General features: G+C 65.1%; 24 protein-coding genes. 6 read left to right on the top strand and 18 right to left on the bottom strand.

Features of this window, described 5'->3' with window-relative positions; all coding sequences use genetic code 11:
• Positions 1–109: 109 nt before the first annotated feature.
• The 4 genes from ING15_RS07615 to ING15_RS07600 all read left to right on the top strand — a co-directional run bounded on the left by ING15_RS07615 (position 110) and on the right by ING15_RS07600 (position 3087).
• Positions 110–949, top strand: a complete 840-nt coding sequence (locus ING15_RS07615; protein WP_206454373.1) for an AAA family ATPase — start codon at positions 110–112, stop codon at positions 947–949.
• A 2-nt stretch (positions 950–951) separates the two neighbouring features.
• Complete coding sequence (locus ING15_RS07610; protein ID WP_206454200.1) at positions 952–1392, top strand: GNAT family N-acetyltransferase; 441 nt, start codon at positions 952–954, stop codon at positions 1390–1392.
• Between the two features lie 7 nt (positions 1393–1399).
• Positions 1400–2236, top strand: a complete 837-nt coding sequence (locus tag ING15_RS07605; RefSeq protein WP_206454199.1) for a PhzF family phenazine biosynthesis protein — start codon at positions 1400–1402, stop codon at positions 2234–2236.
• A gap of 269 nt (positions 2237–2505) precedes the next feature.
• Complete coding sequence (locus ING15_RS07600; protein ID WP_206454198.1) at positions 2506–3087, top strand: c-type cytochrome; 582 nt, start codon at positions 2506–2508, stop codon at positions 3085–3087.
• 71 nt (positions 3088–3158) lie between these two features.
• Here ING15_RS07600 and ING15_RS07595 read toward each other — a convergent pair whose 3' ends face one another.
• On the bottom strand, positions 3159–3494 hold the full coding sequence (locus tag ING15_RS07595) for a helix-turn-helix domain-containing protein (protein ID WP_206454197.1): 336 nt from the start codon (positions 3492–3494) through the stop codon (positions 3159–3161).
• Positions 3495–3507: 13 nt separating this feature from the next.
• The gene (locus ING15_RS07590) at positions 3508–3822 is read right to left on the bottom strand and encodes a hypothetical protein (RefSeq protein ID WP_206454196.1); all 315 of its coding nucleotides are present in this window, start codon (positions 3820–3822) and stop codon (positions 3508–3510) included.
• 125 nt (positions 3823–3947) lie between these two features.
• On the opposite strand from ING15_RS07590, the gene ING15_RS07585 reads away from it, so the two are divergent.
• On the top strand, positions 3948–5138 hold the full coding sequence (locus ING15_RS07585; RefSeq protein ID WP_206454195.1) for a vWA domain-containing protein: 1191 nt from the start codon (positions 3948–3950) through the stop codon (positions 5136–5138).
• Between the two features lie 84 nt (positions 5139–5222).
• Positions 5223–6227: a Tim44 domain-containing protein gene (locus ING15_RS07580; RefSeq protein WP_206454194.1), complete on the top strand. Its 1005-nt coding sequence runs from the start codon at positions 5223–5225 to the stop codon at positions 6225–6227.
• A gap of 61 nt (positions 6228–6288) precedes the next feature.
• Here the strand turns inward: ING15_RS07580 and ING15_RS07575 are convergent, their stop codons facing one another.
• The 16 genes from ING15_RS07575 to murG form a co-directional block, all read right to left on the bottom strand.
• Positions 6289–6585 carry an AzlD family protein gene (locus ING15_RS07575; protein WP_206454193.1) on the bottom strand — a complete coding sequence of 99 codons (297 nt, stop codon included), beginning with the start codon at positions 6583–6585 and terminating at the stop codon, positions 6289–6291.
• On the bottom strand, positions 6578–7291 hold the full coding sequence (locus tag ING15_RS07570) for an AzlC family ABC transporter permease (protein WP_206454192.1): 714 nt from the start codon (positions 7289–7291) through the stop codon (positions 6578–6580). Before ING15_RS07570 ends, ING15_RS07575 begins: the two co-directional genes overlap by 8 nt.
• A gap of 118 nt (positions 7292–7409) precedes the next feature.
• The gene (locus ING15_RS07565) at positions 7410–8021 is read right to left on the bottom strand and encodes a YbjN domain-containing protein (RefSeq protein WP_206454191.1); all 612 of its coding nucleotides are present in this window, start codon (positions 8019–8021) and stop codon (positions 7410–7412) included.
• A 285-nt stretch (positions 8022–8306) separates the two neighbouring features.
• Entirely contained in the window at positions 8307–10433 is a 2127-nt protein-coding gene (gene ligA / locus ING15_RS07560) for an NAD-dependent DNA ligase LigA (RefSeq protein WP_206454190.1), read from the bottom strand.
• 37 nt (positions 10434–10470) lie between these two features.
• On the bottom strand, positions 10471–11583 hold the full coding sequence (locus ING15_RS07555) for an FAD-dependent oxidoreductase (RefSeq protein WP_206454189.1): 1113 nt from the start codon (positions 11581–11583) through the stop codon (positions 10471–10473).
• Between the two features lie 2 nt (positions 11584–11585).
• The gene (gene recN, locus ING15_RS07550; RefSeq protein WP_206454188.1) at positions 11586–13259 is read right to left on the bottom strand and encodes a DNA repair protein RecN; all 1674 of its coding nucleotides are present in this window, start codon (positions 13257–13259) and stop codon (positions 11586–11588) included.
• Between the two features lie 169 nt (positions 13260–13428).
• Positions 13429–14310, bottom strand: coding sequence for an outer membrane protein assembly factor BamD (locus tag ING15_RS07545; protein ID WP_206454187.1), 882 nt, complete (start codon positions 14308–14310; stop codon positions 13429–13431).
• Positions 14311–14438: 128 nt separating this feature from the next.
• On the bottom strand, positions 14439–15377 hold the full coding sequence (gene lpxC / locus ING15_RS07540; protein WP_206454186.1) for a UDP-3-O-acyl-N-acetylglucosamine deacetylase: 939 nt from the start codon (positions 15375–15377) through the stop codon (positions 14439–14441).
• A gap of 320 nt (positions 15378–15697) precedes the next feature.
• Entirely contained in the window at positions 15698–17239 is a 1542-nt protein-coding gene (gene ftsZ, locus ING15_RS07535; protein WP_206454185.1) for a cell division protein FtsZ, read from the bottom strand.
• 130 nt (positions 17240–17369) lie between these two features.
• Positions 17370–18698 (bottom strand): cell division protein FtsA, encoded by a 1329-nt coding sequence (gene ftsA, locus ING15_RS07530; RefSeq protein WP_206454184.1) that lies wholly within the window; start codon positions 18696–18698, stop codon positions 17370–17372.
• The gene (locus tag ING15_RS07525) at positions 18695–19609 is read right to left on the bottom strand and encodes a cell division protein FtsQ/DivIB (protein ID WP_332873792.1); all 915 of its coding nucleotides are present in this window, start codon (positions 19607–19609) and stop codon (positions 18695–18697) included. Before ING15_RS07525 ends, ftsA begins: the two co-directional genes overlap by 4 nt.
• Positions 19597–20520 (bottom strand): D-alanine--D-alanine ligase, encoded by a 924-nt coding sequence (locus tag ING15_RS07520; protein ID WP_206454183.1) that lies wholly within the window; start codon positions 20518–20520, stop codon positions 19597–19599. Before ING15_RS07520 ends, ING15_RS07525 begins: the two co-directional genes overlap by 13 nt.
• A 157-nt stretch (positions 20521–20677) precedes the next feature.
• Positions 20678–21727, bottom strand: a complete 1050-nt coding sequence (locus tag ING15_RS07515; RefSeq protein ID WP_206454182.1) for an endonuclease/exonuclease/phosphatase family protein — start codon at positions 21725–21727, stop codon at positions 20678–20680.
• Positions 21728–22117: 390 nt separating this feature from the next.
• Positions 22118–23077, bottom strand: a complete 960-nt coding sequence (gene murB, locus ING15_RS07510) for a UDP-N-acetylmuramate dehydrogenase (protein WP_206454181.1) — start codon at positions 23075–23077, stop codon at positions 22118–22120.
• Positions 23077–24492: a UDP-N-acetylmuramate--L-alanine ligase gene (murC, locus tag ING15_RS07505; RefSeq protein ID WP_206454180.1), complete on the bottom strand. Its 1416-nt coding sequence runs from the start codon at positions 24490–24492 to the stop codon at positions 23077–23079. Before murC ends, murB begins: the two co-directional genes overlap by 1 nt.
• Positions 24493–24532: 40 nt before the next feature.
• Entirely contained in the window at positions 24533–25621 is a 1089-nt protein-coding gene (murG, locus tag ING15_RS07500) for an undecaprenyldiphospho-muramoylpentapeptide beta-N-acetylglucosaminyltransferase (RefSeq protein WP_206454179.1), read from the bottom strand.
• Between the last annotated feature and the right edge of the window lie 92 nt (positions 25622–25713).

Raw genomic sequence — 25713 nt, 5'->3', positions numbered from 1 at the left:
GCTCGATAAGCCCGGCCGGCGGGACGTGGCGCCAAAGCACCCTTCCCCCCGCTTGCCACCGCCTCGCCGAACCTTATGGTTCCGAGCAACGGAACACAGGATGACACGCATGCGCTTTACCGGAACCGACGCCTATGTGGCCGGCAAGGATCTGATGATCGCGGTCAACGCCGCGATCACCCTCGAACGTCCATTGCTGGTCAAGGGCGAGCCGGGCACCGGCAAGACGGAACTCGCCTTCCAGATCGCCGAGGCGCTGGGGCTCAGGCTGATCCAGTGGACGGTGAAGTCCACCACGCGCGCGGCGCAGGGGCTTTACGAATATGACGCCGTCTCGCGGCTGCGCGACAGCCAGCTCGGCGACGAGAAGGTCAACGATATCCGCAACTATATCCGCCGCGGCAAGCTGTGGGAGGCCTTCGCCTCCGACGAGCGCGTCGTCCTGTTGATCGACGAGATCGACAAGGCCGACATCGAGTTCCCGAACGATCTCCTGCAGGAGCTCGACAGGATGGAGTTCGATGTCTACGAGACCGACGAGACGGTCAGGGCCAGGCACCGGCCTATCGTCGTGGTGACCTCGAACAACGAAAAGGAGTTGCCGGACGCGTTCCTGCGCCGCTGCTTCTTCCATTACATCCAGTTCCCCGATCCCGAGACGCTGGCGAAGATCGTCGAGGTGCATCATCCCGGCATTAAGAAGGAGCTGGTGCGCGCCGCGTTGACCCAGTTCTACGAGCTGCGCGAGCAGCCGGGCGTCAAGAAACGGCCGTCGACCTCGGAGGCGCTGGACTGGATTCGCCTGCTCGTCGCCGAGGACATCGAACCCAAGGATCTGCGCGAGAGCCCGACCAGCGCTCTGCCGAAGCTCGCCGGCGCGCTGCTCAAGAACGAGCAGGACGTGCACCTGTTCGAGCGCCTGGCGTTTCTGGCAAGGCGGAAGGGGTAGGCATGACCATTACGATCCGCCCGTTGGAAACCTCGGACGAAGCCGATTGGCGACGGCTCTGGACTGCCTATCTCGACTTCTACGGGACCACGACGACCGAGGAGGTCTACGCAACGACCTTTGCGCGATTGCTCGGCCACGTGCTCTACGACCCATGCGGCCTGCTGGCGGTCCGTGACGGCCAGATTGTCGGTCTCGTGCACTACTTGCAGCATCGCCATTGTTGGCGCAGCGAGAACGTCGTCCATCTGCAGGATCTCTTCGCCGACCCGGCCGTACGAGGCCAGGGCGTCGGCCGAAAGCTGATCGAAGCCGTCTATGCGGCGGCGGACGACGCCGGTTGTCCCAGCGTCTACTGGATGACGCAGGAGTTCAACTATACGGGCCGCCAGCTCTATGATCGAATCGGGAGCAAAACGCCGTTCATCAAATATCAGCGCTGAGACCGACATGACAGCGACTCGCCTCCCCCTCTACCAAGTCGATGCCTTCACCGACCGACTGTTTTCCGGCAATCCGGCCGCTGTGGTGCCGCTGCAGACGTGGCTGCCGGACGCCACGATGCAGACGATCGCCGCCGAGAACAATCTCGCCGAAACTGCCTTCTTCGTGCCGGCCGGCGCGGCGCGCTGGGAGCTGCGCTGGTTCACCCCGACCATCGAGGTGCCGCTCTGCGGCCACGCGACGCTCGCCACCGCATTCGTCCTCGCCGAATATCTCGGCGAGACCGCCGCGACCCTGACCTTCGTCACACGGGAATCGGGCGAGCTCACCGTGACGCGGGGCGCTGACGGCTGGTATGCGATGCGCTTCCCGCGTCGTCACGAGGCCGGGACCGTCGATGCGGCCGATATCGACAGGCTGGCCGACGCCCTAGGCGCCCGGCCGCAGGCGGTGCTCTCTTTCACCGTGCCGAACGACACGTCCTGGCTGGCCGTTATGGATAGCTCCGCCGAGGTCGAGGCGCTGGCGCCGGACATAAGGGCGATCGCGGCCTTGCCGCCGCGCAATATCATCGCCACGGCAAAGGGCGCGCCGGGCTTCGGCATCGATTTCGTCTCGCGCATGTTCGCGCCGAAGGCCGGCATCGACGAGGACCCGGTGACCGGCTCGGCGCATTGCTCGCTGGTGCCCTATTGGGCCGAGCGGCTGGGCAAGAGCGACTTCACGGCGCGGCAAGTGTCGAAGCGCGGCGGCGATCTGCGCTGCCGGCTGGACGGTGAGACCGCCGTGGTGGCCGGCCAGGGGGTGCTCTATCTCAAGGGCGAGATTACTCTGCCAAGCTGAACCGCGCCGGTCTAACCGATCCGGACGGTGCTGTTTTTCAGAAAACGGTGCTGTTTTTCAGAAATTTGTAAGGCGCCCCTCAACGTGGCGCAGCGCGGGATTGATGTGAATCAACGCTCGATCCCGTGTTCGGTGCTACGGCATCGTTGCCGCCGAGCAGTTTCGGCTTTCGGACGAGATGGTGTGGTGCTTCCTGGACCGACTGCGTCCTTTGCAGATTCTGAAGGGCGCGGGCGGTGCCGTTACGATGATCTGAAAGGAATATGACGATGTCCCCTGTCACGCTTGCCGCAGCGGCCGTGGCCGTAACCGTGGCGCTTGCGCCGGTCGGCGCCATGGCCGCTCCCGGTCATTCCTCGGAGACGGAAAACGACGGCCACGGCGCGTCTGCTCCGCTTGAAGAGATGCGCGAAATGCACCAGGGCCACGAGCATGGCCACGATTTCGAAGCGATCGAGGAGATGCCGCCCGAACAGGTCGACCGCATGATGGGGTTCATGCGCGATATCGGTATCGCCATGCCACCGCTCGACGCCGAACGGGGACGCCAGCTGTTCGTCGACAAGGGTTGCGTCGTCTGCCATTCGGTCAACGGCGTCGGGGTCGAAGTCGGCCCGTCGCTTGACGCCGCCGAGATGCCATCGCCGATGAACGCCTTTGAATTCGCCGCCCGCATGTGGCGCGGCGCCCCCGCGATGGCGGCGATGCAGGAAGCGGAACTGGGCGCGGTCATCGATCTGAGCGGCCAGGATCTTGCCGACCTGGTCGCCTTCGCGCACGACGTCAAGGAGCAGAAGAAACTGACGCTCGATCAGGTGCCTGAGAAATTCCGCGACAAGCTCGCACAATAGTGCATTTGCACGACCGGCCTCGAAGGCAGGGTGAGCGAGAAGGAAGCATCGGCCTTGCGCCGGCACTGCGGTTATTCCGCCGCCTCGACCGGTTGGGAAGCCTCGATCGCCTCCATCACCAGATCGGGCCGCCGCGCCAGAACATTGAGGAGGACGCGCGCCGGACCGGTCGGATAGCGCCGGCCCTGCTCCCAATTGCGCAGCGTGGCCACCGGAACGCCGATCTTCAGGGCAAAATCCGCCTGCGTCAGCTTCAGCTTGCGCCTCAGCTTGGCGACGTCCGGCACCTCGATCGTAAACGTGTGAACCGTGACGTCGGAAGCGTCGCCCTGAAACCATTTCAGCGCCTGTTCGAGGGACTCTGCCAGATGCTCGGCCGCCTCCTCCTCGGTCTTCCTTTTCTTCATCGCATTTCTCATATCACAGACCAATCAAACGCTTGATCTTATTGATCTTGTCGATGGCGTCCCACGTGCGCTCCAGAAGCGGCGCGGGTTTCTCGGTCCGGGGTCGAAGTTCCAGCAGCACGATCTTGCTGAAATCGTTGCTGATCGCGTAGGTGACGTCGAACCCTCCAAACCGCCAATCCCAAAGTGACGTCCGGTCGGCCCGCGGCGTTCCGATCGCGGGATCGGATTCCAGCTGAGCGAACATGCGATCCTTGCGATCGTCGGACAGGCCGTAGAACGCACGGTCGAGCAGAAAGCGTCGGGTTTCACCAACTTCGATCTTCAACGCCATCTCCGCCCCTAGTATACGCCACTGACGTATCGCGATCAACCAACCCAATCCTAGATTGCCGATTCCGGCGAAACAATGCGCCGGCTGACAAGCGCCACTCCCTGCCCTACCCTTGCCTCATGTTCCTGACGTTCTTCCTCAAGCTCAAGGCCGCCGGTGTCCCGGTCACGCTGCGCGAGCACCTGGCCTTTCTCGACGCGGTGGCGGCCGATCTCGTCACCTACGACGTCGAGGGCTTCTACTATCTGGCGCGCGCCAGCCTGGTGAAGGACGAGCGCTTCGTCGACCGGTTCGACCGGGTCTTCGCCGAAAACTTCAAGGGCGTGGAAGCGGTATCCGGCGAGGCCGGCGGCGGCGTAGATATGCGCGAACTGCCCGAGGAATGGCTGCGCCGGCTCGCCGAGAAGCACCTCACGGAAGACGAGAAGAAGCTGGTCGAATCCCTCGGCGGCTTCGAGAAGCTTATGGAGACGCTCAAAGAACGCCTCGAAGAGCAGCAAGGGCGCCACCAGGGCGGCTCGAAATGGATCGGCACCGGCGGAACCTCGCCGTTCGGCGCCTATGGCTACAACCCGGAAGGCGTCCGTATCGGCCAGAAGGAGAGCCGCCACCGCAAGGCGGTGAAGGTCTGGGACCGGCGCGAGTTCCGCAATCTCGACGACGGCATCGAGCTCGGCACCCGCAACATCAAGGTCGCGCTGAAGCGGCTGCGCCGCTGGGTTAGGGACGGGGCCGAGGAGGAATTCGACCTTCCCGCCACGATCCGCTCCACCGCCGAGCACGGCTATCTCGACGTCAAGACCCGGCCGGAGCGGCGCAACGCCGTCAAGGTACTCCTGTTTCTCGATATCGGCGGGTCGATGGACGACCATGTCCGGGCGGTCGAGGAGCTGTTTTCCGCCGCCCGCTCGGAGCTGAAGCACCTCGAATTCTTCTACTTCCACAATTGCCCGTATGAGCGGTTGTGGAAGGACAATCGTCGCCGCCATGCCGAGACGATCTCCACCATGGACGTGCTCCACACTTTCGGATCGGACTACAAGGCGGTGTTCGTCGGCGACGCCTCGATGAGCCCCTATGAGATCGCCATGCCGGGTGGGTCGGTCGAGCACTGGAATGCCGAGCCAGGCTTCGTCTGGCTGGAACGCTTTACCGCCAAATGGCCGAAGACCGTCTGGCTGAACCCGGTCAAGCGCGAACACTGGGACTGGACGCAATCGATCCAGTTGATCCGCGAGGCGACTGGCGATCGGATGTTTGAGATGACTTTGAAGGGTATCGAGGACGCGACACGTGAATTGGCGCGCTGAGGCTCAAGAATTCGGCGCGGACCGCTGGCGACAGGGGCTTCGGCCTCCCATATTGCGCCGGACGCCAATTTGACGGAACATCACATGGTCAATCGCCTTCGCTTCGGTGCAGTGTTCGCAAGCCTCTTCCTCGCTTTCTCGTTCGTCGCTGTCGACTACGCCGACGCCCGTCGCGGGGGCAGCTTCGGCAGCCGGGGCTTCCGCACCTTCCAGTCGGCGCCGACCACAACCACGGCACCCAAATCCTTTGCGCCGGTCCAGCGCTCTATGACCCCAGGCCAGGCCGCGCAGCCGGGCGCGGGCGCTGCTCAGAACGGCATCGCCGCCCGTCGTCCCGGGCTGTTCGGCGGCTTGGGCGGTGGTCTTCTCGGCGGCTTGATGCTCGGCGGCCTGTTCGGCATGCTGATGGGAAGCGGCTTCGGCGGCATGGGCGGCATTCTGGCGATGATCATGCAGATCCTGCTGATCGTAGTCGGAGCGTCGTTGCTGATGCGGCTGTTCCGGGGCCGCAATCCGAGCCCGGCCCGCGCGAATGGCGCCGATCCGGCCGCGCGCCGCGCCTATGAGGAGCCGGCGCAGCCGGCCGGCAATGGCAGCTTCCGCATCCCCTCGATCGGCTCGGGTGCCGGTCTGGGCGGCAGCGCCGCGACGGGAGCGGCAACCGCAGCGAGCGAACCGTCCGACGAGATCGGCATCACCAACGCCGACCTCGACACCTTCGAGCAGAAGCTTCACGAGGTGCAGGCGGCGTTCTCGCGCGAGGATTACGCAGCGCTGCGGGCGATCACCACGCCGGAGGTCATGTCCTATCTCGCCGAGGAACTGTCGGAGAACGCCACGTCGGGCCGCAAGAACGATGTTCTCGACGTCAAGCTCGAACAGGGCGATATCGCCGAAGCCTGGCGCGAGGGGGAACGCGATTATGCGAGCCTTGCGATGCGCTACTCGTCGATCGACGTGATGCGCGACCGGACCACCGGAGAGGTGGTAGAGGGCGATCCGGACCATGCCACGGAGACGACGGAATTGTGGACCTTCGTGCGCCAGGATGGCGGCGAATGGAAACTTTCCGCCATCCAGGAATCCTGATCCCGCAAACGGGCCGGCACTGCCGGCCCGTTTGCGTTTTCGGTCGTCGTCGTTCCTGGGGTCAGAAGCCGGCCGCTCGCGCCGCCGCAACCAGCCCCGTGCCGATGGCGACGACCGCGATCAGCGGCAGCCGCAGCGACAAGACCAGGCAGACAAGGATCGCGGCGCGCTCCGGCCAGTCGCCGGTCACCAGGACGGGAGTGACGATGGTCGTGAGTACCGCCGCCGGCACGGCGTTCAGCGCCGCTTCCAGCCGCGGCGGCATCACGCCGATCCGCGCCAGCAGGAGATGTCCGCCGGCTCGGGTCAGATAGGTCAGCAGACCGGCGAGCAGGATGATCCACCAGATGTCAGCCATCGGCGCCCTCCCCGGTTGAATGGCCGGCAGGTCGGGCAAACGCCGCGAGGGCGATGCCGGCAAACCCGCCAATGGTGACGTGCCAGGGCGGCCCGATCGTGACGTAGACGAGGATCGATGCCGCCGCGCTTGCCAGCGCCACCGGATAGAACAGGCTGCGGTATCGGAATGTCATCAACAGCGTCAGGAAATAGACCGGCAGGATGAAGTCGAGGCCGTAGGCGCGCGGGTCGTCGATCATTGCGCCGAATACCGCGCCTGCCAAAGTCGCCGCGAGCCAGCCGAAATAGAGCACGATCCCGTAGACGAAATAATAGGTCTTGGTCAGTTTCTGGCCGCTCGCCCGCGCCTCGGCGGCGCCGAACACAGGATCGACTAGGAAAAAAAACGCAGCGGCCTTTTGCGGCGCGGAAAAGCGCGTCAGATGCCGGCCCACCGAGGCCGAATAGAGGACGTGCCGGAAATTGAGCGCGACGACGGCCAGGAGCACCGACCAGACCGGCGCTCCGAGACCGATCAATTGCAAGGCGGCAAGCTGCGAGGCGCCGGCGTAGACGGTCGCCGAAAAGCCCATTGTCTGCCACAGCGTCAGCCCGGCGCCGACCGCGATGGCGCCATACACCATGCCGAATGGGACGACGGCGAGAAGCACGGGCAGGAGTTGGCGCAGCGCGGCGCGGGTCTCCGATCGGGCGGATTCGGTCAATGCAATTCTCGGATGGTCCAACGGAGTCGCGGGTCGTGCCGGCGACCATTTGCTCAGGCTTGCTTATGCTTCGTCGCGACGCAACGCGCAAGCGCGGCGAAATGGGGACGGTGTCCCCTTACCGCGTTTCGCCCAGCACCTGCCTCGGAAACTCCGCCAGCACGATGGTCCAGCGCTCGAACGCGTTGTCGAGCTGGCCGCGCGTCATGCCGCCCTCCGTCGACAGGTTGAGCTCGACCACCGGGAGATTGTCCGCGGTCAGATACGCCTTGTTGAACGGCTGGGTGCGGTTGAATGCGTTGATGGCACTGATGGCGACGTCCTGGACATCCCAGATCGCGTAGAAGTTCATGATGGCGCAGCCGGTGTGGTTGTCCGCGCAGTTCAGAAAGAACAACTGGTAGGCGACGCCGTTGATCTCGCCGACGATGACAGGGTCGCCATCCTCGACGGCGGTCAGTTCGGCCTCGCCATAGCCCTGGGCGAGTTCGAGCATGGTGGCGAGATCGTCGGCGGGGATGATTTCCGATGACGCGCCGGCCGTCCCGCGCGTCGCGGGAACCTCCGCTTTTCCTGCCGTCGCGGGATCCTGCGTATTCGGCGAACCGCTTCGTTCGGTTTCTCCCACAGCGCGAGCGCTCGGCGCAAAGGCGGCACTGGTCACAGCAAGGCCAAGTGCAACGCTCCAGGGCGCCGCGCGGCGCAGACGGCGCAGCAGATGGTGAGGCATGAGGATTCCTTGTTCGAACGTCGGCAATGTCGCCCGCCGACCATCAGGGAGCAATACAAGCTCTCGCGAGCACGCGAAATCGATTGGTTACCGTGACCGCACTGCACCGTCGTCGGACCGCGCATCTTGCACGGACGAGGTGCAGGCCGCTCATCCCCCGGGAGCTGGGAGACCGCTATCCGGGAAAGATGTCGCTCAGTCAATCGGTGGGCTGAGATGCGCCACCTTGCGCACCAGTTCGCCGCGGCCGGAAACTTCGGCCTTTTAATCGATCGGGAGGGTTGCCTAGCCGGCCCCGCTCCCTTCCTTTCGCCCGATCCGTGCGAACCAGGCATCCTCGTCGATCACCTCGACGCCGAGCTCGGCGGCCTTCTTCAGCTTCGAGCCGGCGCCAGGGCCAGCGACGACGAGGTCGGTCTTCTTCGACACCGAACCTGCGACCTTGGCCCCAAGCGCCTCGGCCATCGCCTTGGCCTCGTCGCGGGTCATCTGCTCGAGCGAGCCGGTGAAGACAATGGTCTGACCGGAGACGGGCGAGGACGCGGCCGGCTTTTCGGCTGGTTCGACCGTCAGCTGTGCCACCAGATCCTCGACGAGACGCAGGTTGTGAGCCTCGGAGAAGAACCGCGCGACAGCGGTCAACACGGCCCCCCCGATGTCCTCCAGCGCGTCCATCTCGGCGCCCGCTTCCTCGTCGCCCGCCGCCACCTTGAGCGCGGCGTCGTGAAATGCCTCGAAGGAGCCGTAGGCGCGGGCCAGGGTCTTCGCCGTCGCCTCGCCGACATGGCGGATGCCGAGCGAGAAGATCAGGCGATCGAGCGGGATCGTCCGGCGCGCCTCGATCGCGGCGAACAGATTGTTGGCCGAGACCTCGCCGAAGCCTTCCTTGTCCTTCAGCTTCTTCAGGCCAGTCGCATTCGCGCCGCTCATCCTGAAGATGTCGGCCGGCGTGCGGATGGAGAAGTCCGGATCGTCGTAGAAGAAATCGATCTGCTTCTCCCCCAGCCCGTCGATGTCGAAGGCTTTTCGTGAGACGAACAGCTTCAGATGCTCGCGCCGCTGGAACGGACAGGCGAACTCGCCGGTGCAACGCCTGACCACGCTCGGCGCCCCCGAAGCGGTCTCCTCGCGTACGACTGGGGTTTTCAGTTCGCACGGACAGACCGAGGGAAACTCGTACGGCTTGGTGCCCTCGGGCCGCTTTTCCGCGATGATACCAAGCACCTGCGGGATGACATCGCCAGCCCGCTGAATTCGGACCGTGTCGCCGACCCGTACATCCAGCCGCTCGATCTCCTCGGCATTGTGGAGCGTCGCATTCTGGACGACGACGCCGCCGACGGTAACCGGATCGAGCTTGGCGACCGGCGTCAGCGCGCCGGTGCGACCCACCTGGACCTCGATCGCCCTCAGAACCGTCGTCGCCTGCTCGGCCGGAAACTTGTGGGCGATCGCCCAGCGCGGCGAACGCGAGACGAAACCCAGCCGTTTCTGCAGCGCCAGATCGTCGACCTTGTAGACGACGCCGTCGATGTCGTAGCCGAGGCTCGCCCGCTTCTCCTCGATAAGGTGGTAGTGCTCGATCAGCCCCTCGATCGTCTCGAAACGGCGCATCAGATCCGTGGTCGCGAAGCCGAAATCCCGGAGCGCCGCGACCACCTCCATCTGCGTGGAGCCCGGCACATCGCTCGCCTCGCCCCAGGCATAGGCGAAGAAGCGCAACGCGCGGCCCCTCGTGATACCGGCATCAAGCTGGCGCAGCGAGCCGGCGGCGGCGTTGCGCGGATTGGCGTAGACCGGCTTGTTTTCGGAGGCTTGCCGAGCGTTGAGGGCGGCGAAAGCGTCGTGGCTCATATAGACCTCGCCGCGCACTTCGAAGACGGCCGGTGCGTTCCCCTTCAGCCGGTTTGGAATGTCGTCGAGGGTCCGGGCGTTGCGGGTGACGTCCTCGCCGGTCGTGCCGTCGCCCCGGGTCGCCGCCGAGACGAGTTCGCCGTTCTCGTAGCGCAGAGATAGCGACAGGCCATCGATCTTCGGCTCGGCGGTGATCGCCAACGGCGCGTCCTCGGCGAGCTTCAGGAAGCGGCGGACGCGCTTGGCGAAATCAGCAACGTCCTCATCGGAAAACGCGTTGTCGAGCGACAGCATCGGCAAAGCATGGCGGATCTTCTCGAACTTCTCCGACACCTCCGACCCGACCCGGCGCGACGGCGAGTCGCTGCGGATCAGTTCGGGGAACCGCGCCTCGATCGCGTCGTTGCGGCGCCGTAGCGCATCGTACTCGGCGTCGGAGACAGTCGGCGCGTCCTCGCCGTGATAGCGCCGGTCATGTTCGGCGATCTCCCGTGCAAGACGTTCGAGTTCGACCGCCGCCTCCTGTTCGTCCAGATCATCGACCGGCTTTTCGTTCATGGTGTCCGCGATTCCCTACCCGTTTCATACGCCAGTCTCATAGCCATTCGGGCTGCGGCAGATCGAGCGCCAACAGCCGTTCGGCGATCTTGCGTCGCACCCAGGGCAGCCGTGTCGCCAGCGGCATCGCATAGCGCAGCGTGGTCAGGACCCGCTGTGGTGGCGCAGCGATGACATCGGTCATCCGCCTGGTATCCTCCAGCACCCGTCGCACGGAGGGCATCCGGCGCATCTCATATTCGCTCTGGCGCCCCTCGCTGGCGAGATAGGCCAGCCAGGCCGCGTCCCAGATGCCGAGATTCATGCCGCGGCCGCCGACGGGCGAATGAACGTGAGCGGCATCGCCGGCCAGGAACACCCGGCCCCTGGCCATGCGCTCGGCATGGCGGAAGCTGACGGAAAAGCGTGATTCCCAAGTGACGGCCGCAATGCCCTCGATTCCGGCCAGCAGCGCTGCGGTGGACGGCGCGATGCCGACATAGCGGCCCTTCGTCTCGCCGAGAGGCAACAGCGCGACCGCGCCTCCGGCGCCGCCGTTCGCCGTCCTGAGATTGGCCCTTGCGGTCGAAGCGTCAATCGGCCGCTCGAAGACCACGTCGGCCAACGCGAACTCGGCCGGATAGCCCGCGCCGTTCCACGGAATGCCGATATCCTCGCGCACCGCCGAATGCACGCCGTCGGCGCCCAGCACCAGATCGGCCGCAACGATCTCGCCATTGGACAGGCGGACCCGCGGCGCGTGGGTATCGGCCAGCGAGACGAAGGCGGTGTTCCATTCGACGGCGATATCGCGGGCGGCGAGCCACTCGATCATCAGTCGCTCGGTGCGCCCCTGCGGCAGGGTGAGGATGAAGTTGTGGCGCGTGCGCGCCGGCCTGGTCGAGATCCTGAACAGATGCCTGCCATCGCGGGAAATCTCGGCCTTGTCGATGCGGCCGCCCTCGGCCAGCAGTCGACCCGTGATCCCCGACGCTGCAAGGATATCGAGCGTCGTCGGCAGGATGCCGAGCGCCCGTGACTGTGCCACATCCGTCGGCCCCTCCCCGGCGTCGATGATGCGGGGATGAAAACCGCGCCGACGGAACTCGACGGCCGCCGCAAGCCCGACTGGACCCGCGCCGACGATGAGAACGCGTTCAGGCTTCGTCATCTTCAAGCTCCGGCGCCGATCAGCCGGAGAGCGGCGGCGCGGGCCTCGTCGGTGACCGTTTCGCCGGCGAGCATCCGGGCGATCTCCTCGCGCCTTCCCGCCTCGCCGATCGGTGCGACGCGGGTTGCGACCCGATCCTCGCCGGCATCGGCGGCGGCCTTGGAAATCAAGAGATGCGTCGCGGCTCGGGCGGCGACCTGCGGCGCATGGGTGACGGCGAGCACCTGGACGGTCCCGGCGAGCCGCGCCAGGCGCCGACCGATGGCGTCGGCGACGGCGCCCCCAACGCCGGTGTCGATCTCGTCGAAGACCAGCGTCGGCGCAGATCCGCGATCAGCGAGCGCGACTTTCAACGCCAGCAGAAAGCGAGACAGCTCGCCGCCGGACGCGACCTTCATCATCGCCCCTGCGCGGGTGCCGGGATTGGTGCGAACATAGAACTCGACCGTGTCGATGCCGGCGGCCGAGGGCCGGTCCGGATCGCTCGCCATCTCGACCAGAAACGCCGCGCGATCGAGCTTGAGATCGGGAAGCTCCGTCATCACCGCAGCTTCGAGCAGACGCGCGGTAGTCTGGCGCTGTTCGGACAGCGCAGCGGCGTCGCGATCGAACAACGCCCGTTTCTCGATGAGTTCCTCCTCGAGCCGGGCCAGGCGCTCCTCGCCGGCGTCGAGATCGGCCAGGTCGCCGATCATCTTTGCCGTGAGCTCAGGCAGTGCGTCGACAGGGATCGAGAATTTTCGACCCGCCGCACGCAGCGCGAACAGCCGCTCCTCGGTCTGTTCCAGCGCGCGCGGATCGAATTCCAGCGAGCGCAGCGCCTCCTGCAACGCCATCTGCGCGTCGGACAGCGCGTCGAGGGCAATATCGAGCCTTTCGATGGTCGGATCGAGCAGACCCGGCACCTGATCGCGCTTGCGGTCGAGACGCTTCAGGAGGCCCGCCAGCGGCGGGATCGGAGACGCCGACCCGGACAGTTCCTCATAGGCATCGTTGACGTCCGTGACGATCTTTTCCGACCGCATCATGATCTGGCGGCGCTCCGCCAGCTCCTCCTCCTCGCCGGCAATCGGGGCGAGATCGGACAATTCCTCGACGGCGGCGCGGATATAATCGGCCTCCCGCGCCGCCGCCTCGACCCTGGCGCGGTGCGCGCGCAACTCCTGCTCTGCGCTCCGCCAGGCCACATGCGCGCCGGCCACCGCCGCCGCCTCGCGTTCGAGGCCGCCATATTGATCGAGCAGCGTACGATGCGCTTCCGGATCGACCAGCGCCCGGTCGTCGTGCTGGCCGTGGATTTCGACGAGCGCCTGCCCGACCGTGCGCATCAGCGCGACGCTGGCGGGCCGGTCGTTGATGAAGCCGCGGGTTCGTCCGTCGGCGCTCTGGACGCGGCGCAGGATGACATCGCCGTCGTCGTCGAAGCCGTTCTCTTCCAGAAGCGCCCGAACGCCGAGGCCAGCCGCCAGATCGAAGACGGCGGTCACCTCCCCCTGCCTGGCGCCGTGACGCACGAGACCGCCATCGCCCCGCCCGCCAAGGGCGAGCGACAGTGCGTCGAGAAGGATCGACTTGCCGGCGCCGGTCTCACCCGTGAGCACGGAGAGGCCTTCGCCCAGGGCGAGGTCGAGCCGTTCGATGAGAACGATGTCGCGGATCGAAAGGTGAACCAGCATGACCGGATCGTCGGTAATGAAGCGGCGCCCCAATGGCAACCGCGTTACCGAGATAGCGCATCGGGCGAGCGAGAGGATGGCAGCGCGAACGAAAAGGGCGACCGGTTCTGCAACCGGCCGCCCGACAAGCTTGAGGCGGGCGATCTACCGACCGCCCGGACCGGCGTGATCAGCCGCCAGCGATCTTTCGGCCGATGGTGCCGAACCAGGAGGTCGCGCTGCCTTCGCGCGGCGCGAGACCCTTGCTCTGCAGGAGCTGGTAGGAGTCGCGATACCAGGGCGAATTCGGATAGTTCTGGCCGAGCACCGAGGCCGCGGCCTGCGCCTCACCGGTCAGACCCATGGCGTAATAGGCCTCCGTCAGACGCGCGAGCGCCTCTTCGACCTGCCGCGATTCGGGGTAGACGTCGACGACATTCTTGAAGCGGTTGATCGCTGCGACGTATTCACGCCGTTCCAGATAATAACGCCCGACCTGCATCTCCTTGCCGGCCAGCTGATCGCGGGCGATTCGCACCTTGTTGCGCGCATCCTCGGCATATTCGGAGTCGGGATATTTCTCCATCACCTCGCGCATCGCCGCAGCCGCGCGGGCGGCTTCCTTCTGGTCGCGGGTGACGTCCGGGATCTGCTTATAATAGGCCAAGCCGATGATGTATTGCGCGTAAGCCGCTTCCTCGCTGCCAGGATAGAGCGATAGATAGCGCTTGGACGAATTGATCGCCCCGTCGTAGTCACCACTGCGGTAACTGGCGAATGCGTTCATGACCAGCGCCTTGCGGGCCCATTCAGAATAGGGATGCTGACGATCGATGGCCTCGAATTTCTTCGCTGCCTCACCCAGGCGACCACCCTCGAGATTGGCCAGCCCCTGATTGTAGAGGACGTCTGGAGGCTCTGTCTGCGCGGCAAGCGCCAAGGCCTCGACATCGCTGGTGCCGGACGAGGCGCAACCGCCGAGGCCGAGAGCCGCCAGCCCGATCGCCAGACAGAGCCCGAGCCGTCCCGTCCGCCAGCGGCGCGTGATCTCAATGCTGTGCGGATTGCTCATTCGTGCCGATCCCCTGCCGTTCGAAGGCCTGTTTACGCCGTGCCCTCGACGCCAGCAACGTTGAAAGCCGAACCAACCCGCCTTTTTTGTGACGCGGGCACCCGGGTGGACCGCCCCCTGACGCTGTCTTAGAGGATCTGCGGACCGTAGGCGGGCGCCGCCACCGCGACGAGTGGCGCATGGCGAACCGGGTCGACGAGGCGTGACGGCATCTCGACGATCTCATAGGCGCGATGGTCCGCGAGCAGAGCCTGCAGCGCCAGCGCGTTGAGCTTGTGACCGCCGCGATAGGAGCGGTAGCAGCCGAGCACGCGCGCGCCGGCGAGCGCCTGGTCACCGACCGCGTCCAGTGCCTTGTGGCGGACGAACTCGTCCGTATAGCGCAGGCCGTCGGGATTGATGATCCGGCCATCGTCGCCAATGACCACGGAATTGTCCAGCGAGGACCCGAGTGCATAGCCTGCGGCCCAGAGACGCTCCACATCCTTCATGAAGCCGAAGGTGCGCGCCCGCGACAGATCCTCGGCGAAGCGGTCCGCCGTGAGATCGGCGCAATAGGTCTGGCGTCCGATGACGGGGCTATCGAAATCGATCTCGATCTCGAACCGCGTGCCGTTGTGCGGGCGATATTCGGCCCGCGCGCCGTCCATCTCGACGGTCACGGGCTTCAATACGCGCAGGAAGCGCCGCCTGGCCGCCTGGCTGATGATGCCCGATTCGCGGATCGCCGCGATAAAGCCGGCGGCGCATCCGTCCATGATCGGGGTTTCGTGCGCATCGATCTGCACGACGACATTGTCGATGCCCATAGCATAGAGCGCTGCCATCAAATGCTCGATCGTGGCGACATGAGCGCCACGCGGATCGCCGACGACGGTGGAAAGATCCATAAGCGCGGCATTCGCCGAGACCGCCTTGATCTCATGCAGCAGGTCGGATTTGTCAAACAGATGGAAGACGATGCCGGTGTGAGCCTCGGCCGGAAGAAGACTGAGCTGAACAGGAAGACCGCTGTGGACGCCTACGCCGTCAAAATCGACCCGCGAACCAAGCGTTTGCTGGAACATCAACACAATTGGCAACCTTTCCCGCCAACCATCAAACGAAGATCACTTCGCACTTCCTGGAGGTTGGCACCCTCATCGGGAGACTTCCCTTCAGCTCTTGCCTACCCACCTCCCCCAGGAGGGTCGCGCCGCCGAGATGTCTAAAACACGCTGCAACACCTAGAACGGAGCCGTTCATCAGCCAAATCACGGATTCTTACCCGTTGTTACTGGATGGCGGCTTATACGAGGCACAAATTCGTTTTTTTTCAATGACTTATAAATACATAGGTCCGCCGAAATGTCGGCGGACCTTGTGTCAAACCGGTAACAGTGGGCGATCAGTTGGCCTGACGGCGCAAAAACGCAGGGATTTCAAGCTGATCGTCATCACTGACCGAGCGTGCCTGAGGCACCGGCCGGGCACCTGATTCGGCGGCCACGCGGCGGGGCGCATAGGGATTCGGCTCAACCACCGCCCGGCGTGACGCTTCCGGCGTGCTCTGACGGATTTCGGCGGTCGAGTGCTCTTCTTCGTCGCGTCGCGACAAGCCCGTCGTCAGCCGACGCAACAGCCCCATCGGACCGCGGTCCTCACCGTGGTACTCGGCAGATCGGCTCTCGATCTCGGCGCGTACGACGGGCGGAAAATCCTCGACTCGCGGCATACGAGGCGCTGGAATATCCGCAGAGGGAGTCGACGAGCTGACCTGGGCAATCTCGGCCTCGAGCGCGTCGGTGAAGTCGTCTTCGATCTCTTCGTCAAATTCATCCATCGCGACTGCGGCCGGGAGGACCGGCGTCGGCTCCGCCACCGCGACACGGGACGTTGCCGATTCGGCCTGCGGCACGGCACGGGGCGCCGCGGCAACGGGCGCGGCATAGCGTTCCGCAGCGTGTCCCGCCAGCGCCATCTCGACCTTGTCGATACCGGTCGCGACCACCGACACGCGGATAATCCCCTCAAGACTCTCGTCAAATGTCGCACCGAGGATGATGTTGGCGTCCTGGTCCACCTCTTCGCGGATGCGGGTCGCCGCTTCGTCGACCTCGAAGAGGGTGAGGTCGCGGCCACCGGTGATCGAGATCAACAGCCCACGCGCGCCCTTCATCGACGTCTCGTCGAGCAGCGGGTTGGCGATCGCGGCTTCGGCGGCGGCCATCGCGCGTCCTTCGCCGGACGCCTCGCCGGTACCCATCATCGCCTTGCCCATTTCGCGCATCACCGAACGCACGTCGGCGAAATCGAGATTGATCAGCCCTTCCTTCACCATCAGGTCGGTGATACAGGCGACGCCCGAATACAGCACCTGATCGGCCATGCCGAAGGCGTCGGCGAAGGTGGTCTTGTCGTTAGCGATCCGGAACAGGTTCTGGTTCGGAATGACGATCAGGGTATCGACGTTCTTCTGCAGTTCCTCGATACCTTCGTCGGCGATCCGCAGCCGGCGCTGACCTTCGAAATGGAACGGCTTTGTCACGACGCCAACCGTGAGGATGCCCTTTTCGCGAGCCGCTCGCGCGACCACTGGCGCGGCGCCGGTGCCGGTGCCGCCGCCCATGCCGGCGGTGACGAAGCACATGTGCGAGCCGAGGAGATGGTCGCAGACCTCGTCGATCGATTCCTCGGCCGCGGCACGGCCGACTTCCGGCTGCGAACCGGCGCCGAGTCCCTCGGTCACGGCGACGCCCATCTGGATGATCCGTTCGGCCTTGGACGAGCGCAACGCCTGGGCGTCGGTGTTGGCGATCACGAACTCGACCCCTTCGAGGCCGGCGTTGATCATGTTGTTGACCGCATTGCAGCCGCCTCCGCCAACGCCGAAAACGGTGATGCGGGGCTTCAACTCGGTGATGTCGGTCTTGTTCGGGTTCGTGCTCATATCCTGTTCCTCTATCGCATATCGCAGTTTCGGGCCGTTTCGCCGCGCGGCCGTTCGCATTGTCAGTTGCTACGGCGCGCGGCGCGCACCGTATGTTTTCGCGGCCGGCCGGCAGTCCGGCCGCGCTGTCTCAAAGGCTCCGCCGGAGCCAGGATCCGAAACGTCCCGTCCTGGTGTTCTGATCGAGCGCGAAGGCCGCGATCGACGATTGGCCGGTGTTCTCGCGATGGGCGACCTGCGGGTAGATCAGCAGGCCGACCGAGGTCGCAAAGGCTGGCCCCTTGTTGGATGGATTGAGCCCGGCAACCCCGACCGGTCGTCCGAGCCGAACATTGCGCTGGAGAATACCGCGCGCCGTATCGCTCATGCCGGCAAGCTGGCTGGCACCGCCGGTCAAGACCACGCGCTTCCCGATGACGTGGCCGAGCCCTGAGGCGGCCAGACGGTCGCGGACAAGCTCCAGGGTTTCCTCGACGCGCGGCCGGATGATCTTAGCGATCAGCGAACGCGCGACGGTGGATTTGGAGTCGTGTCCGCCCTCTTCCCCGAGCGGCACGACAGGCACCCTGTCGTCGTCCTGCATCAACTCGCTCAGGGTGCAGCCGTGCATGACCTTGAGCCGCTCCGCATCGGCCGGACGGATCGACAATCCGCGTGCGAGGTCCATGGTGATGTGGTTGCCGCCGAGCGCGACCTGATCGGCATAGACGAAGCGACCATTCTGGAAGATCGCGATGGTCGTCGCACCGCCCCCCATGTCGATGCAGGCCGAACCCATCGTCGCCTCGTCTTCGACCAATGTCGAAAGCGCGCTGGCATAAGGCGTCGCCACGAACGCCTCGACCATCAGCCGCGCACGATTGACGACCGCCTCGAGATTGCGCAACGGTGTTTCCTCGGCGGTCAGCACATGCATGTCCGCGCCTAGCCGATTGCCGCTCATGCCGACGACCTTGTCGAGCCCGCTCTCGCCGTCGATCGACAGATCGAAGGCGAGCGAATGCAGCGCCACTCGGCGCTCCTCGAGGGGCACCTTCGCGGCGAGACCAAGGACCTGCGAAACATCCGCCTGAGAAATCTCCCCGACGGTGTCGATCTCAGCGGCGCCGCGCAGACTTTTGAGCCGTCCGGCCGTGACGGAGACGATCAGCGATTCGATGGTCAGTCCGGCCATCCGCTCGGCCGCGGCGACCGCGTGCCGGACCGATTGCTCCGCCGCGTCGAGATCGACGACGACTCCGGATTTGATGCCGTGCGAGCGCTGGTGACCTACGCCGATTACCTCGATCGTATGGGTCCGGCCGGGCAACATCTCACTGGCAACGCGCGGCGTCAGCCGAGCGATCAGGCAGGAGACCTTTTCCGAGCCGACATCCAGCACGGAGATCACGCGGGAGCGGCGCTTCGGTAGCGCCTTGATGCGCGGAAGCTCGTCCCGGCCACGTTGAAACAAACTCATACCGGGTCATCCTTCCGGCTACGCTTGAAAATCTTCTCACGCTCCTTCAGAGCCGCATTACGCCGAATCAACGCGTCGGGCGTGAGCTTGATCACGATCCGGTCAGCAAGCCGCATGTCGACGGCCGCGATGTCGCGAGACAAAAGCCCGTTCTCCCGGTCCATCCGCGCCACCTCGGCCAGTGCCTCGACTGGATCATCCTCGGGAAGCTCGATCGCGATGCTGTTTTCGAGCCGCAAGTCCCAACGACGATTCCCCACTCGGATATACGCCTTCACCCTTGCGCGAAGCTCGGGCAGGACCTCCAACTCGTCGAGGAGAGCCGCGGCGTGGGCGGCCGCGCCGGTCCCTACAACGACAGGCAGATTGGCGAAGCGGCCGGGGGTGAAGGGCACGATCTCCTTGCCCTCGCGGTTGACCACAACGAACTCTCGCCCCTTCTGCCAGACGGCGTAAGGGCGATGTTCGGACAGGGTGATCCGGACCCGATCGGGAAAGACCTTGGCCACTGAAGCGCGATCGACCCAGGGCATCTCTTCCAGGGCCTGGCGGGCAGCGGCCGGATCGAGCGAGAACAGGCTCTGCGAGCCGGTCTGCCAGAGCGCCTGCAGGACATCGATCTCGGAAGTTTCCGAATTGCCCGTCACGTCGATCGCCTCGATCGGAAAGCCGAGCGGCTGCGCAATGCCGTCGACGACCGTCACGGTGTGGCCGCCCACCGATATGCCGTAGACGACGGCCGATCCGATCACCACCGCGGCCAGCGCACCGAAAGGCGGTATGGGCAGTCGCGCAACGCTGGCGGCGAGACCGGAAGCCCGGCGTCCGGCGCGCAGCATACGCAAGGTGAGTCGCCCGGGCGTACCGGCGCGCATGTCGTTAGGGCGGCGCTCGGCCGTCAGCGATTGCACGAGGCGTCCTCCACCATCCAGGTCAGAAGTTCGGGAAAGGAATGGCCGGAGGCGGCGGCAATGTCGGGCACAAGCGAGGTCTTGGTCATGCCGGGCTGGGTGTTTATCTCCAGCCAGATCACCTCGCCACCCTCGCCGAAGCGGTCGTCATAGCGAAAGTCCGAGCGCGTCACGCCACGGCAACCGATCACCCTGTGGGCGGCGAGCGACCATTCCTGAATACGCCGGGAGACCTTGGCGGGAATTTCGGCCGGCACAACATGGCGCGATCCGCCGGGAGCATATTTGGAATCGTAGTCGTAAAATGCGTGGCCCTCGGTGGTAATCTCGCAGACCTCGAGCGCCACGTCGCCCATCACCGCGCAGGTCAATTCCCGTCCGGCGACGAAGCGTTCGACCATGACGATGTCGCCATAAGGCCATTCGTCGCTGGTGAGTTCCCGCGGCGGATGAGCCTGGTCCTCGCGCACGATCAGGACGCCGAAGCTGGAACCCTCGGCCACCGGCTTCACCACATAGGGCGGTGACAGGACGTGTTTGCCGGCGGCGTCGCGGCGATGGCACACCCTGGCTTCGGCCACCGGCACACCGGCCACCTTCGCGACCGTCTTCGCCAGTTCCTTATGCATGGCGAGCGCCGAGGCGAGAACGCCGGAATGGGTGTAGGGTATCGCCAGATATTCGAGGAGGCCCTGGATCGTGCCGTCCTCGCCATAGGGACCGTGCAGGGCGTTGAAGGCAATGTCGGGCCGCAGCTCGGCCAGCGCGCGGGCGACGTCGCGGTCGACGTCGACGCGCGTCACCGCGTAGCCGGCGGCCTGGAGGCCATCGGCGCAGGCGTTGCCGGAGGCAAGGCTGACCGGCCGCTCCGACGAAAAACCACCCATCAATACCGCGACATGCTTGGCCATGAACCGCCCGATCCGATCCTCAAACGAGGCTAGGAGCCATTCATCGCAGGCGGATGGTTAAGCAGCAGTTAACTAACTGTGGCGAAAGAAAGATTTTCGTAAGGAGATAAGCCCTCCACGGGAGGAAGAGGGCCGGGACGTCGGGCGATGAATGGCCCTATCTTTCCAGCTGTCGCGCCGCCTCGATAGCCGTTCGCGCCTCCTCGCGATCGCCCTCCTCATGTGCCGGAGCCGATTGCCGGTCGGCCATGGCCGGCGAGTAGCAGAGTTCGGCCAGGATCGGATAATGATCCGAGCCGAATTCGGGAAGCGTATCGTAGCCGAGCAATCCGAAACGCGTCTGGTAGAGCACCTGGTCCAGCGGCCAGGACAGGATCCAGCTCTGTGCGTCGTAGGTCGGGTAGGTTCCACGGCCGACACGCGGGTCCAGTAGTTGACCCAGCCGCATAACGCGCCGCGTGATGCGTTCCCATGGCACCGAATTGAAATCTCCGGCGATCACGCTCGCCGCATCGGAATCGGCCGCCGCCAGTGCCGCAGTGGCCAGATGGCCGTCGCGCATGGTGGTCGGTCGCGACCAACTCTGCGGCGGCCGCGGATGAAGACCAGCGAAGTGTATCACCTCACCTTTCGGCAAACGAACACCCGAGAAGATCGTCGGCGTGTCGGCCCCGAAAAGGAACTTCACCTGCGCATCTATCAGTGGGTAGCGCGAGAAAAGATGCATCCCGTAATATTCGGCATCGGTGGGAATGTGTTGTGCGTTGAAGCCGAACCGCTTGTCGAGCGGCGCGAGTTGGCGATCCCACCACTCGTCGGTCTCGAGAACGAGAAGAAGATCCGGCTCGGCCTGTTCGATGATCCGCAAGAGCGCGTCGGCCCTCCGGTTCGTCCGCTTGACGTTGGCGACCATGACCGCCAAGCGTGCGTCCGCCGGGCACGTCGTTATCCGCAGCGCCATCGGCTCGACCAGCGGCGTGTAAGGATAGAGACGGTAGGCCTGGTAGCCGAGCGCGATGATCGACAGAACGATCGTCGCCAGACCGAACCGGCCACGCCAGCCGCCCAGGATCACGTAGAGCGCCAGTACGAGAAGAAGAGCGATCGTTACCTGTATCCGGGGAAAGTCGAGAAAACGGATCCACCACCGGTTGGACTCCACAAGCGGCAGCAGCGAAAAGACCGCCAGCGCAAGCAATAATGGCACCAAGACATACAGCCTGATCTTTCGCGCTAGGGACCTGGACCTTTGATCGCTCACTCTTTCGTCTCCCGATCCGCTTCCATATTTTTGCAATACTCGGCGGTGCTTCAGGGTTCCGCAACAGGTGGGAAAGCAAGCATCACGCAGCGGCCGGAGCCGGGGCTATTCGGGGAAGAGGACCAAAGCGGAGATCTCAGCACGAGGCCCGGCGACGCTGGTCGTCAGCCGCTTCGGTGACGGCCTCCTCGCCGAAAAATCTGTAACCGTTCCATCCCGTTTCAGTCGGACGCCGTGCTGGCGCCCGGGCCTCGCCTGGCCGCCAAATGGCGGCCCCCGCACAAGGCGATTTTTCGAAGATCTGCCACCACCGGCGGGCGGCAGTTCTTCCCACTCTCACCCTTGCCCCAAAAACGGCTCCACGACACGCCCATTGGCAAAGTGGCCGAGCCGCTTGATCTCCCAGTCGAGCCGGATGCCGGACGTTTCGAGCACCCGCGCGCGAACAGTCTCGCCGAGGCATTCGAGATCATAGCCGGTGGCTGTGCCCATATTGATCATGAAGTTGCAGTGCAGTTTCGACATCTGCGCACCGCCGACCGTCAGGCCGCGGCAGCCGGCCTTGTCGACCTCCTTCCAGGCGGAAGTGCCCGGCGGGTTCTTGAAAGTCGAGCCACCGGTCTTCTCGCGGATTGGCTGAACCGTTTCGCGGTGCTCCTGGACCTCGTCCATCTTCGCGCGGATATCGTCCTTGCCCGCCGCATAGCCGTCGAAGATCGCCGAGGTGAAGATCAGTTCGGACGCCGCGTCGCAATGCCGATAGGCATAGCCCATTTCGGCATTGGACAGGATATGGACATTGCCCTTGCGATCGAGCGCGCGGACCTCGCGGACCCGCTCGCGGGTCTCGACGTCGTTGGCGCCGGCATTCATGCGAAGCGCCCCGCCGACCGCGCCCGGAATGCCGTGATAAAAATGAAAACCGCCGATGCCCGCTTCCAGCGCTGTCGCCGCCAGCCGCTTGTCGGGCGTCGCGGCGCCAGCACGGATCGCCGTCCCGCCAATTGCCTCGGCGGTGCCGAAGCCTTTGGCCGACAGGCGGATGACGACACCAGGCACGCCGCCGTCGCGCACCAACAGGTTGGAGCCGATACCGACAACAAGCACGGGCACCTCGTCGGGTAGTGCCGCCAGAAACGCGGCGAGATCCTCCTCGTCGGCCGGCTGAAACAATAGCTCCGCCGGACCGCCGGCCCGAAACCAGGTGATCTTGTCCATGCCAGCCCCGGGCGTCAGCCTGCCGCGAACGCCGCTGAGCCGATCGCCGAGACCTGTCAGCATTGCCTCGCCATCCATCAGCCGCCGCCTCCGTTGAGTGCGGCCAACTCCTTCGGCAACGCATAGGCCCACTGGGTGATCGAACCGGCGCCGAGGCAGACGACCATGTCGTCTTTGCGAGCGATCTGGTGGATCAACGGCGCCAGCTCCTCCGGACCGCCGATCAGACGGGCGTCGCGATGTCCGCCAAGCTTGAGACGCTCGACCAGGATTTCCGAGCTGACGAAACCGATCGGTTCCTCGCCGGCGGCATAGACCGGCGCGACGATCACCGTGTCGGCGTCGTTGAAACAGGCGGCGAAATCCGGGAACAGCGCCTGCAGCCGCGAATAGCGGTGCGGCTGCACCACGGCGATGACGCGGCCCGTGGCCGAGGATCGCGCCGCCGCCAGAACGGCGCGGATCTCGACCGGGTGGTGACCGTAGTCGTCGTAGATGTCGACGCCGCCGACATTGCCGGTATGGGTGAAGCGGCGCTTGACGCCGCTGAAACCATCAAGTCCCTTGCGGATCGCGGCCGCCGGGATGTTCAGCCGATGCGCCACTGCAATCGCGGCGGTCGCATTGGAGACGTTATGGCGGCCGGGCATCGGCAGGACGAGGTTCTCGATCTGCTCAGTGGCTCCGGTCACCCGATCGCGAATGGTGATGTCGAAGCGGGACTTCGGGCCCTCCGTTTGAAGGTTTTCGAAACGCACGTCGGACTGCGGGCTCTCGCCATAGGTAATCACCCGGCGATCCTCAATCTCCGAGATCAGCGTCTGCACCACTGGGTGGTCGATGCACATCACCGCGAAACCGTAGAACGGCACATTCTCGACGAATGTCCGAAACGCCGCCCGCACGGCATCGAAGGTGCCATAATGATCGAGATGCTCGGGATCGATATTGGTAACAACGGCAACATCGGCCGGCAGTTTCAGGAAGGTCCCGTCGGATTCGTCCGCCTCGACGACCATCCAGTCGCCGTCGCCCATCCGCGCATTGGTCCCGTAGGCGTTGATGATGCCGCCATTGACCACGGTCGGATCGAGACCGCCGGCATCCAGCAGAGTCGCCACCATCGAGGTCGTGGTGGTCTTGCCGTGGGTGCCGCCAATGGCGATCGCCTGACGAAAGCGCATCAGTTCGGCCAGCATCTCGGCGCGCCTGACGATTGGCAGCAGCCGTTCCCGGGCGGCTTCCAGTTCCGGGTTCGAGCGCTTGATCGCGGTGGACACGACGACGACCTCGGCCACGCCCAGATTTTCCGCCGCATGGCCGATCGCGACATGAACGCCCGACTCCCGCAGGCGCTGGACGTTGGCGTTCTCGCTCTGATCAGATCCTTGGACGGTGTAGCCGAGATTGAGCAGCACCTCGGCGATGCCGCTCATTCCGATACCGCCGATCCCGATGAAGTGGACCGGCCCGATATTCGGCGGCATCTTCATGGCCGCATCCCCCTGTATTCTAACGATCTTCGCTTTTGTTTCAGGCTCGGGGCATAGCCGCAACCAGGTCGGCAAGCAACCGCGCCGCATCGGGGATGCCCGTCGCCTTCGCCGCGGCCGCCATGGTCGCGGCCCTTTGCGGGTCGCCGGCAATCTCCGCGATGAGACCGGCCAGCCGATCGGCCGAAAGGTCCGCCTGCCGCACGACCAGTGCGCCGCCCTCGGCCTCGAGCTTGGCGGCATTGGCCGCCTGGTCGTGGTCGAGGGCATAGGGATAAGGCACCAGGATCGCCGGCCGGCCGATCACAGCCAGCTCGGATACCGTGGAGGCGCCCGAGCGGCTGATCACCAGATGCGCGGCCCCCAGCCGTTCGGCCATGTCGGTGAAGAATGGGGCGACGGTCGCCGGAACGCCGCGCTCTTCATAGAAGCGTCGTACGCTCGCCTCGTCGTCGCTGCGCGCCTGTTGGGTGACGACCAGCCGCTTTCGCAGTTGCTCGGGCAGGCGTTCGATCGCCGCCGGAATGCGCTCGGAAAAGAACTGCGCGCCCTGGCTGCCGCCAAACACCACGAGATTGAACCGCTCGCCCGGCTCGGGCGGCCGGTACGGGGTCTTCGCGGCCCCCAGGATCGGCGGACGCACCGGATTCCCCGTGACGGTGATCTTGGCGGCTATCGCCGGATCGACCTTGTCCTGCGGAATTCCCGCGGCGATGCGATCGACGCGGGAGCCGAGGAACCGATTCGCCCGGCCCATCACCGCGTTCTGTTCATGGATTAGCGTCGGCCGGCCAGCGCGGAGCGCCGCCATCAGCGGCGGCACCGTCGGATAACCGCCGAAACCGACGACGACCGCTGGTCGCAGGCGGCGCACCAGATCGCCGGCTTCGCGGAAGCCGCGCCACAGCGTCCACAACGCGGATGCGACCTTCAGCGGGTTTTTCGAGGCGAAGGTCGCCGAGCGCGCGCGATGCACCGCCTTGATCGGGAAGCGATCGGCAAAGCGGCCCGCCCGATCGTCGGTGACCAGATGAACCTCGAAGCCGCGCGCGACAAGCTCATGCGCCAGGGCCTCGGCCGGAAAGAGATGGCCGCCAGTGCCGCCAGCGGAGAGAAGGATCGTTGTCATCGCGGAAAAGGTCGCCTCTTCGGATCGGAGTTGGCCTCGTTGCCATTGCTTCGTGCAGCTGAGACCGCAGGAACGACACCAATTCGCTCACA

It is taken from the genome of Aurantimonas marina (assembly GCF_017183135.1).
In the GTDB taxonomy this organism is placed as follows: Bacteria; Pseudomonadota; Alphaproteobacteria; order Rhizobiales; family Rhizobiaceae; genus Aurantimonas; species Aurantimonas marina.
This window is presented reverse-complemented; position numbering and strand designations above follow the sequence as displayed.

Bases quoted from the DNA above. Each gene is read 5' to 3' on its own strand.
- ING15_RS07615 (WP_206454373.1), top strand. From the start codon at position 110: ATGCGCTTTACCGGAACCGACGCCTATGTGGCCGGCAAGGATCTGATG.
- murG (WP_206454179.1), bottom strand. From the start codon at position 25,621: ATGACAACGATCCTTCTCTCCGCTGGCGGCACTGGCGGCCATCTCTTT.
- murC (WP_206454180.1), bottom strand. From the start codon at position 24,492: ATGAAGATGCCGCCGAATATCGGGCCGGTCCACTTCATCGGGATCGGC.
- ligA (WP_206454190.1), bottom strand. From the start codon at position 10,433: ATGAACGAAAAGCCGGTCGATGATCTGGACGAACAGGAGGCGGCGGTC.
- ING15_RS07605 (WP_206454199.1), top strand. From the start codon at position 1,400: ATGACAGCGACTCGCCTCCCCCTCTACCAAGTCGATGCCTTCACCGAC.
- ING15_RS07545 (WP_206454187.1), bottom strand. From the start codon at position 14,310: ATGAGCAATCCGCACAGCATTGAGATCACGCGCCGCTGGCGGACGGGA.
- ING15_RS07520 (WP_206454183.1), bottom strand. From the start codon at position 20,520: ATGGCCAAGCATGTCGCGGTATTGATGGGTGGTTTTTCGTCGGAGCGG.
- ING15_RS07565 (WP_206454191.1), bottom strand. From the start codon at position 8,021: ATGCCTCACCATCTGCTGCGCCGTCTGCGCCGCGCGGCGCCCTGGAGC.
- ING15_RS07575 (WP_206454193.1), bottom strand. From the start codon at position 6,585: ATGGCTGACATCTGGTGGATCATCCTGCTCGCCGGTCTGCTGACCTAT.
- murB (WP_206454181.1), bottom strand. From the start codon at position 23,077: ATGGATGGCGAGGCAATGCTGACAGGTCTCGGCGATCGGCTCAGCGGC.
- ING15_RS07600 (WP_206454198.1), top strand. From the start codon at position 2,506: ATGTCCCCTGTCACGCTTGCCGCAGCGGCCGTGGCCGTAACCGTGGCG.
- ING15_RS07580 (WP_206454194.1), top strand. From the start codon at position 5,223: ATGGTCAATCGCCTTCGCTTCGGTGCAGTGTTCGCAAGCCTCTTCCTC.
- ING15_RS07610 (WP_206454200.1), top strand. From the start codon at position 952: ATGACCATTACGATCCGCCCGTTGGAAACCTCGGACGAAGCCGATTGG.
- recN (WP_206454188.1), bottom strand. From the start codon at position 13,259: ATGCTGGTTCACCTTTCGATCCGCGACATCGTTCTCATCGAACGGCTC.
- ftsZ (WP_206454185.1), bottom strand. From the start codon at position 17,239: ATGAGCACGAACCCGAACAAGACCGACATCACCGAGTTGAAGCCCCGC.
- lpxC (WP_206454186.1), bottom strand. From the start codon at position 15,377: ATGTTCCAGCAAACGCTTGGTTCGCGGGTCGATTTTGACGGCGTAGGC.
- ftsA (WP_206454184.1), bottom strand. From the start codon at position 18,698: ATGAGTTTGTTTCAACGTGGCCGGGACGAGCTTCCGCGCATCAAGGCG.
- ING15_RS07595 (WP_206454197.1), bottom strand. From the start codon at position 3,494: ATGAAGAAAAGGAAGACCGAGGAGGAGGCGGCCGAGCATCTGGCAGAG.
- ING15_RS07585 (WP_206454195.1), top strand. From the start codon at position 3,948: ATGTTCCTGACGTTCTTCCTCAAGCTCAAGGCCGCCGGTGTCCCGGTC.
- ING15_RS07555 (WP_206454189.1), bottom strand. From the start codon at position 11,583: ATGACGAAGCCTGAACGCGTTCTCATCGTCGGCGCGGGTCCAGTCGGG.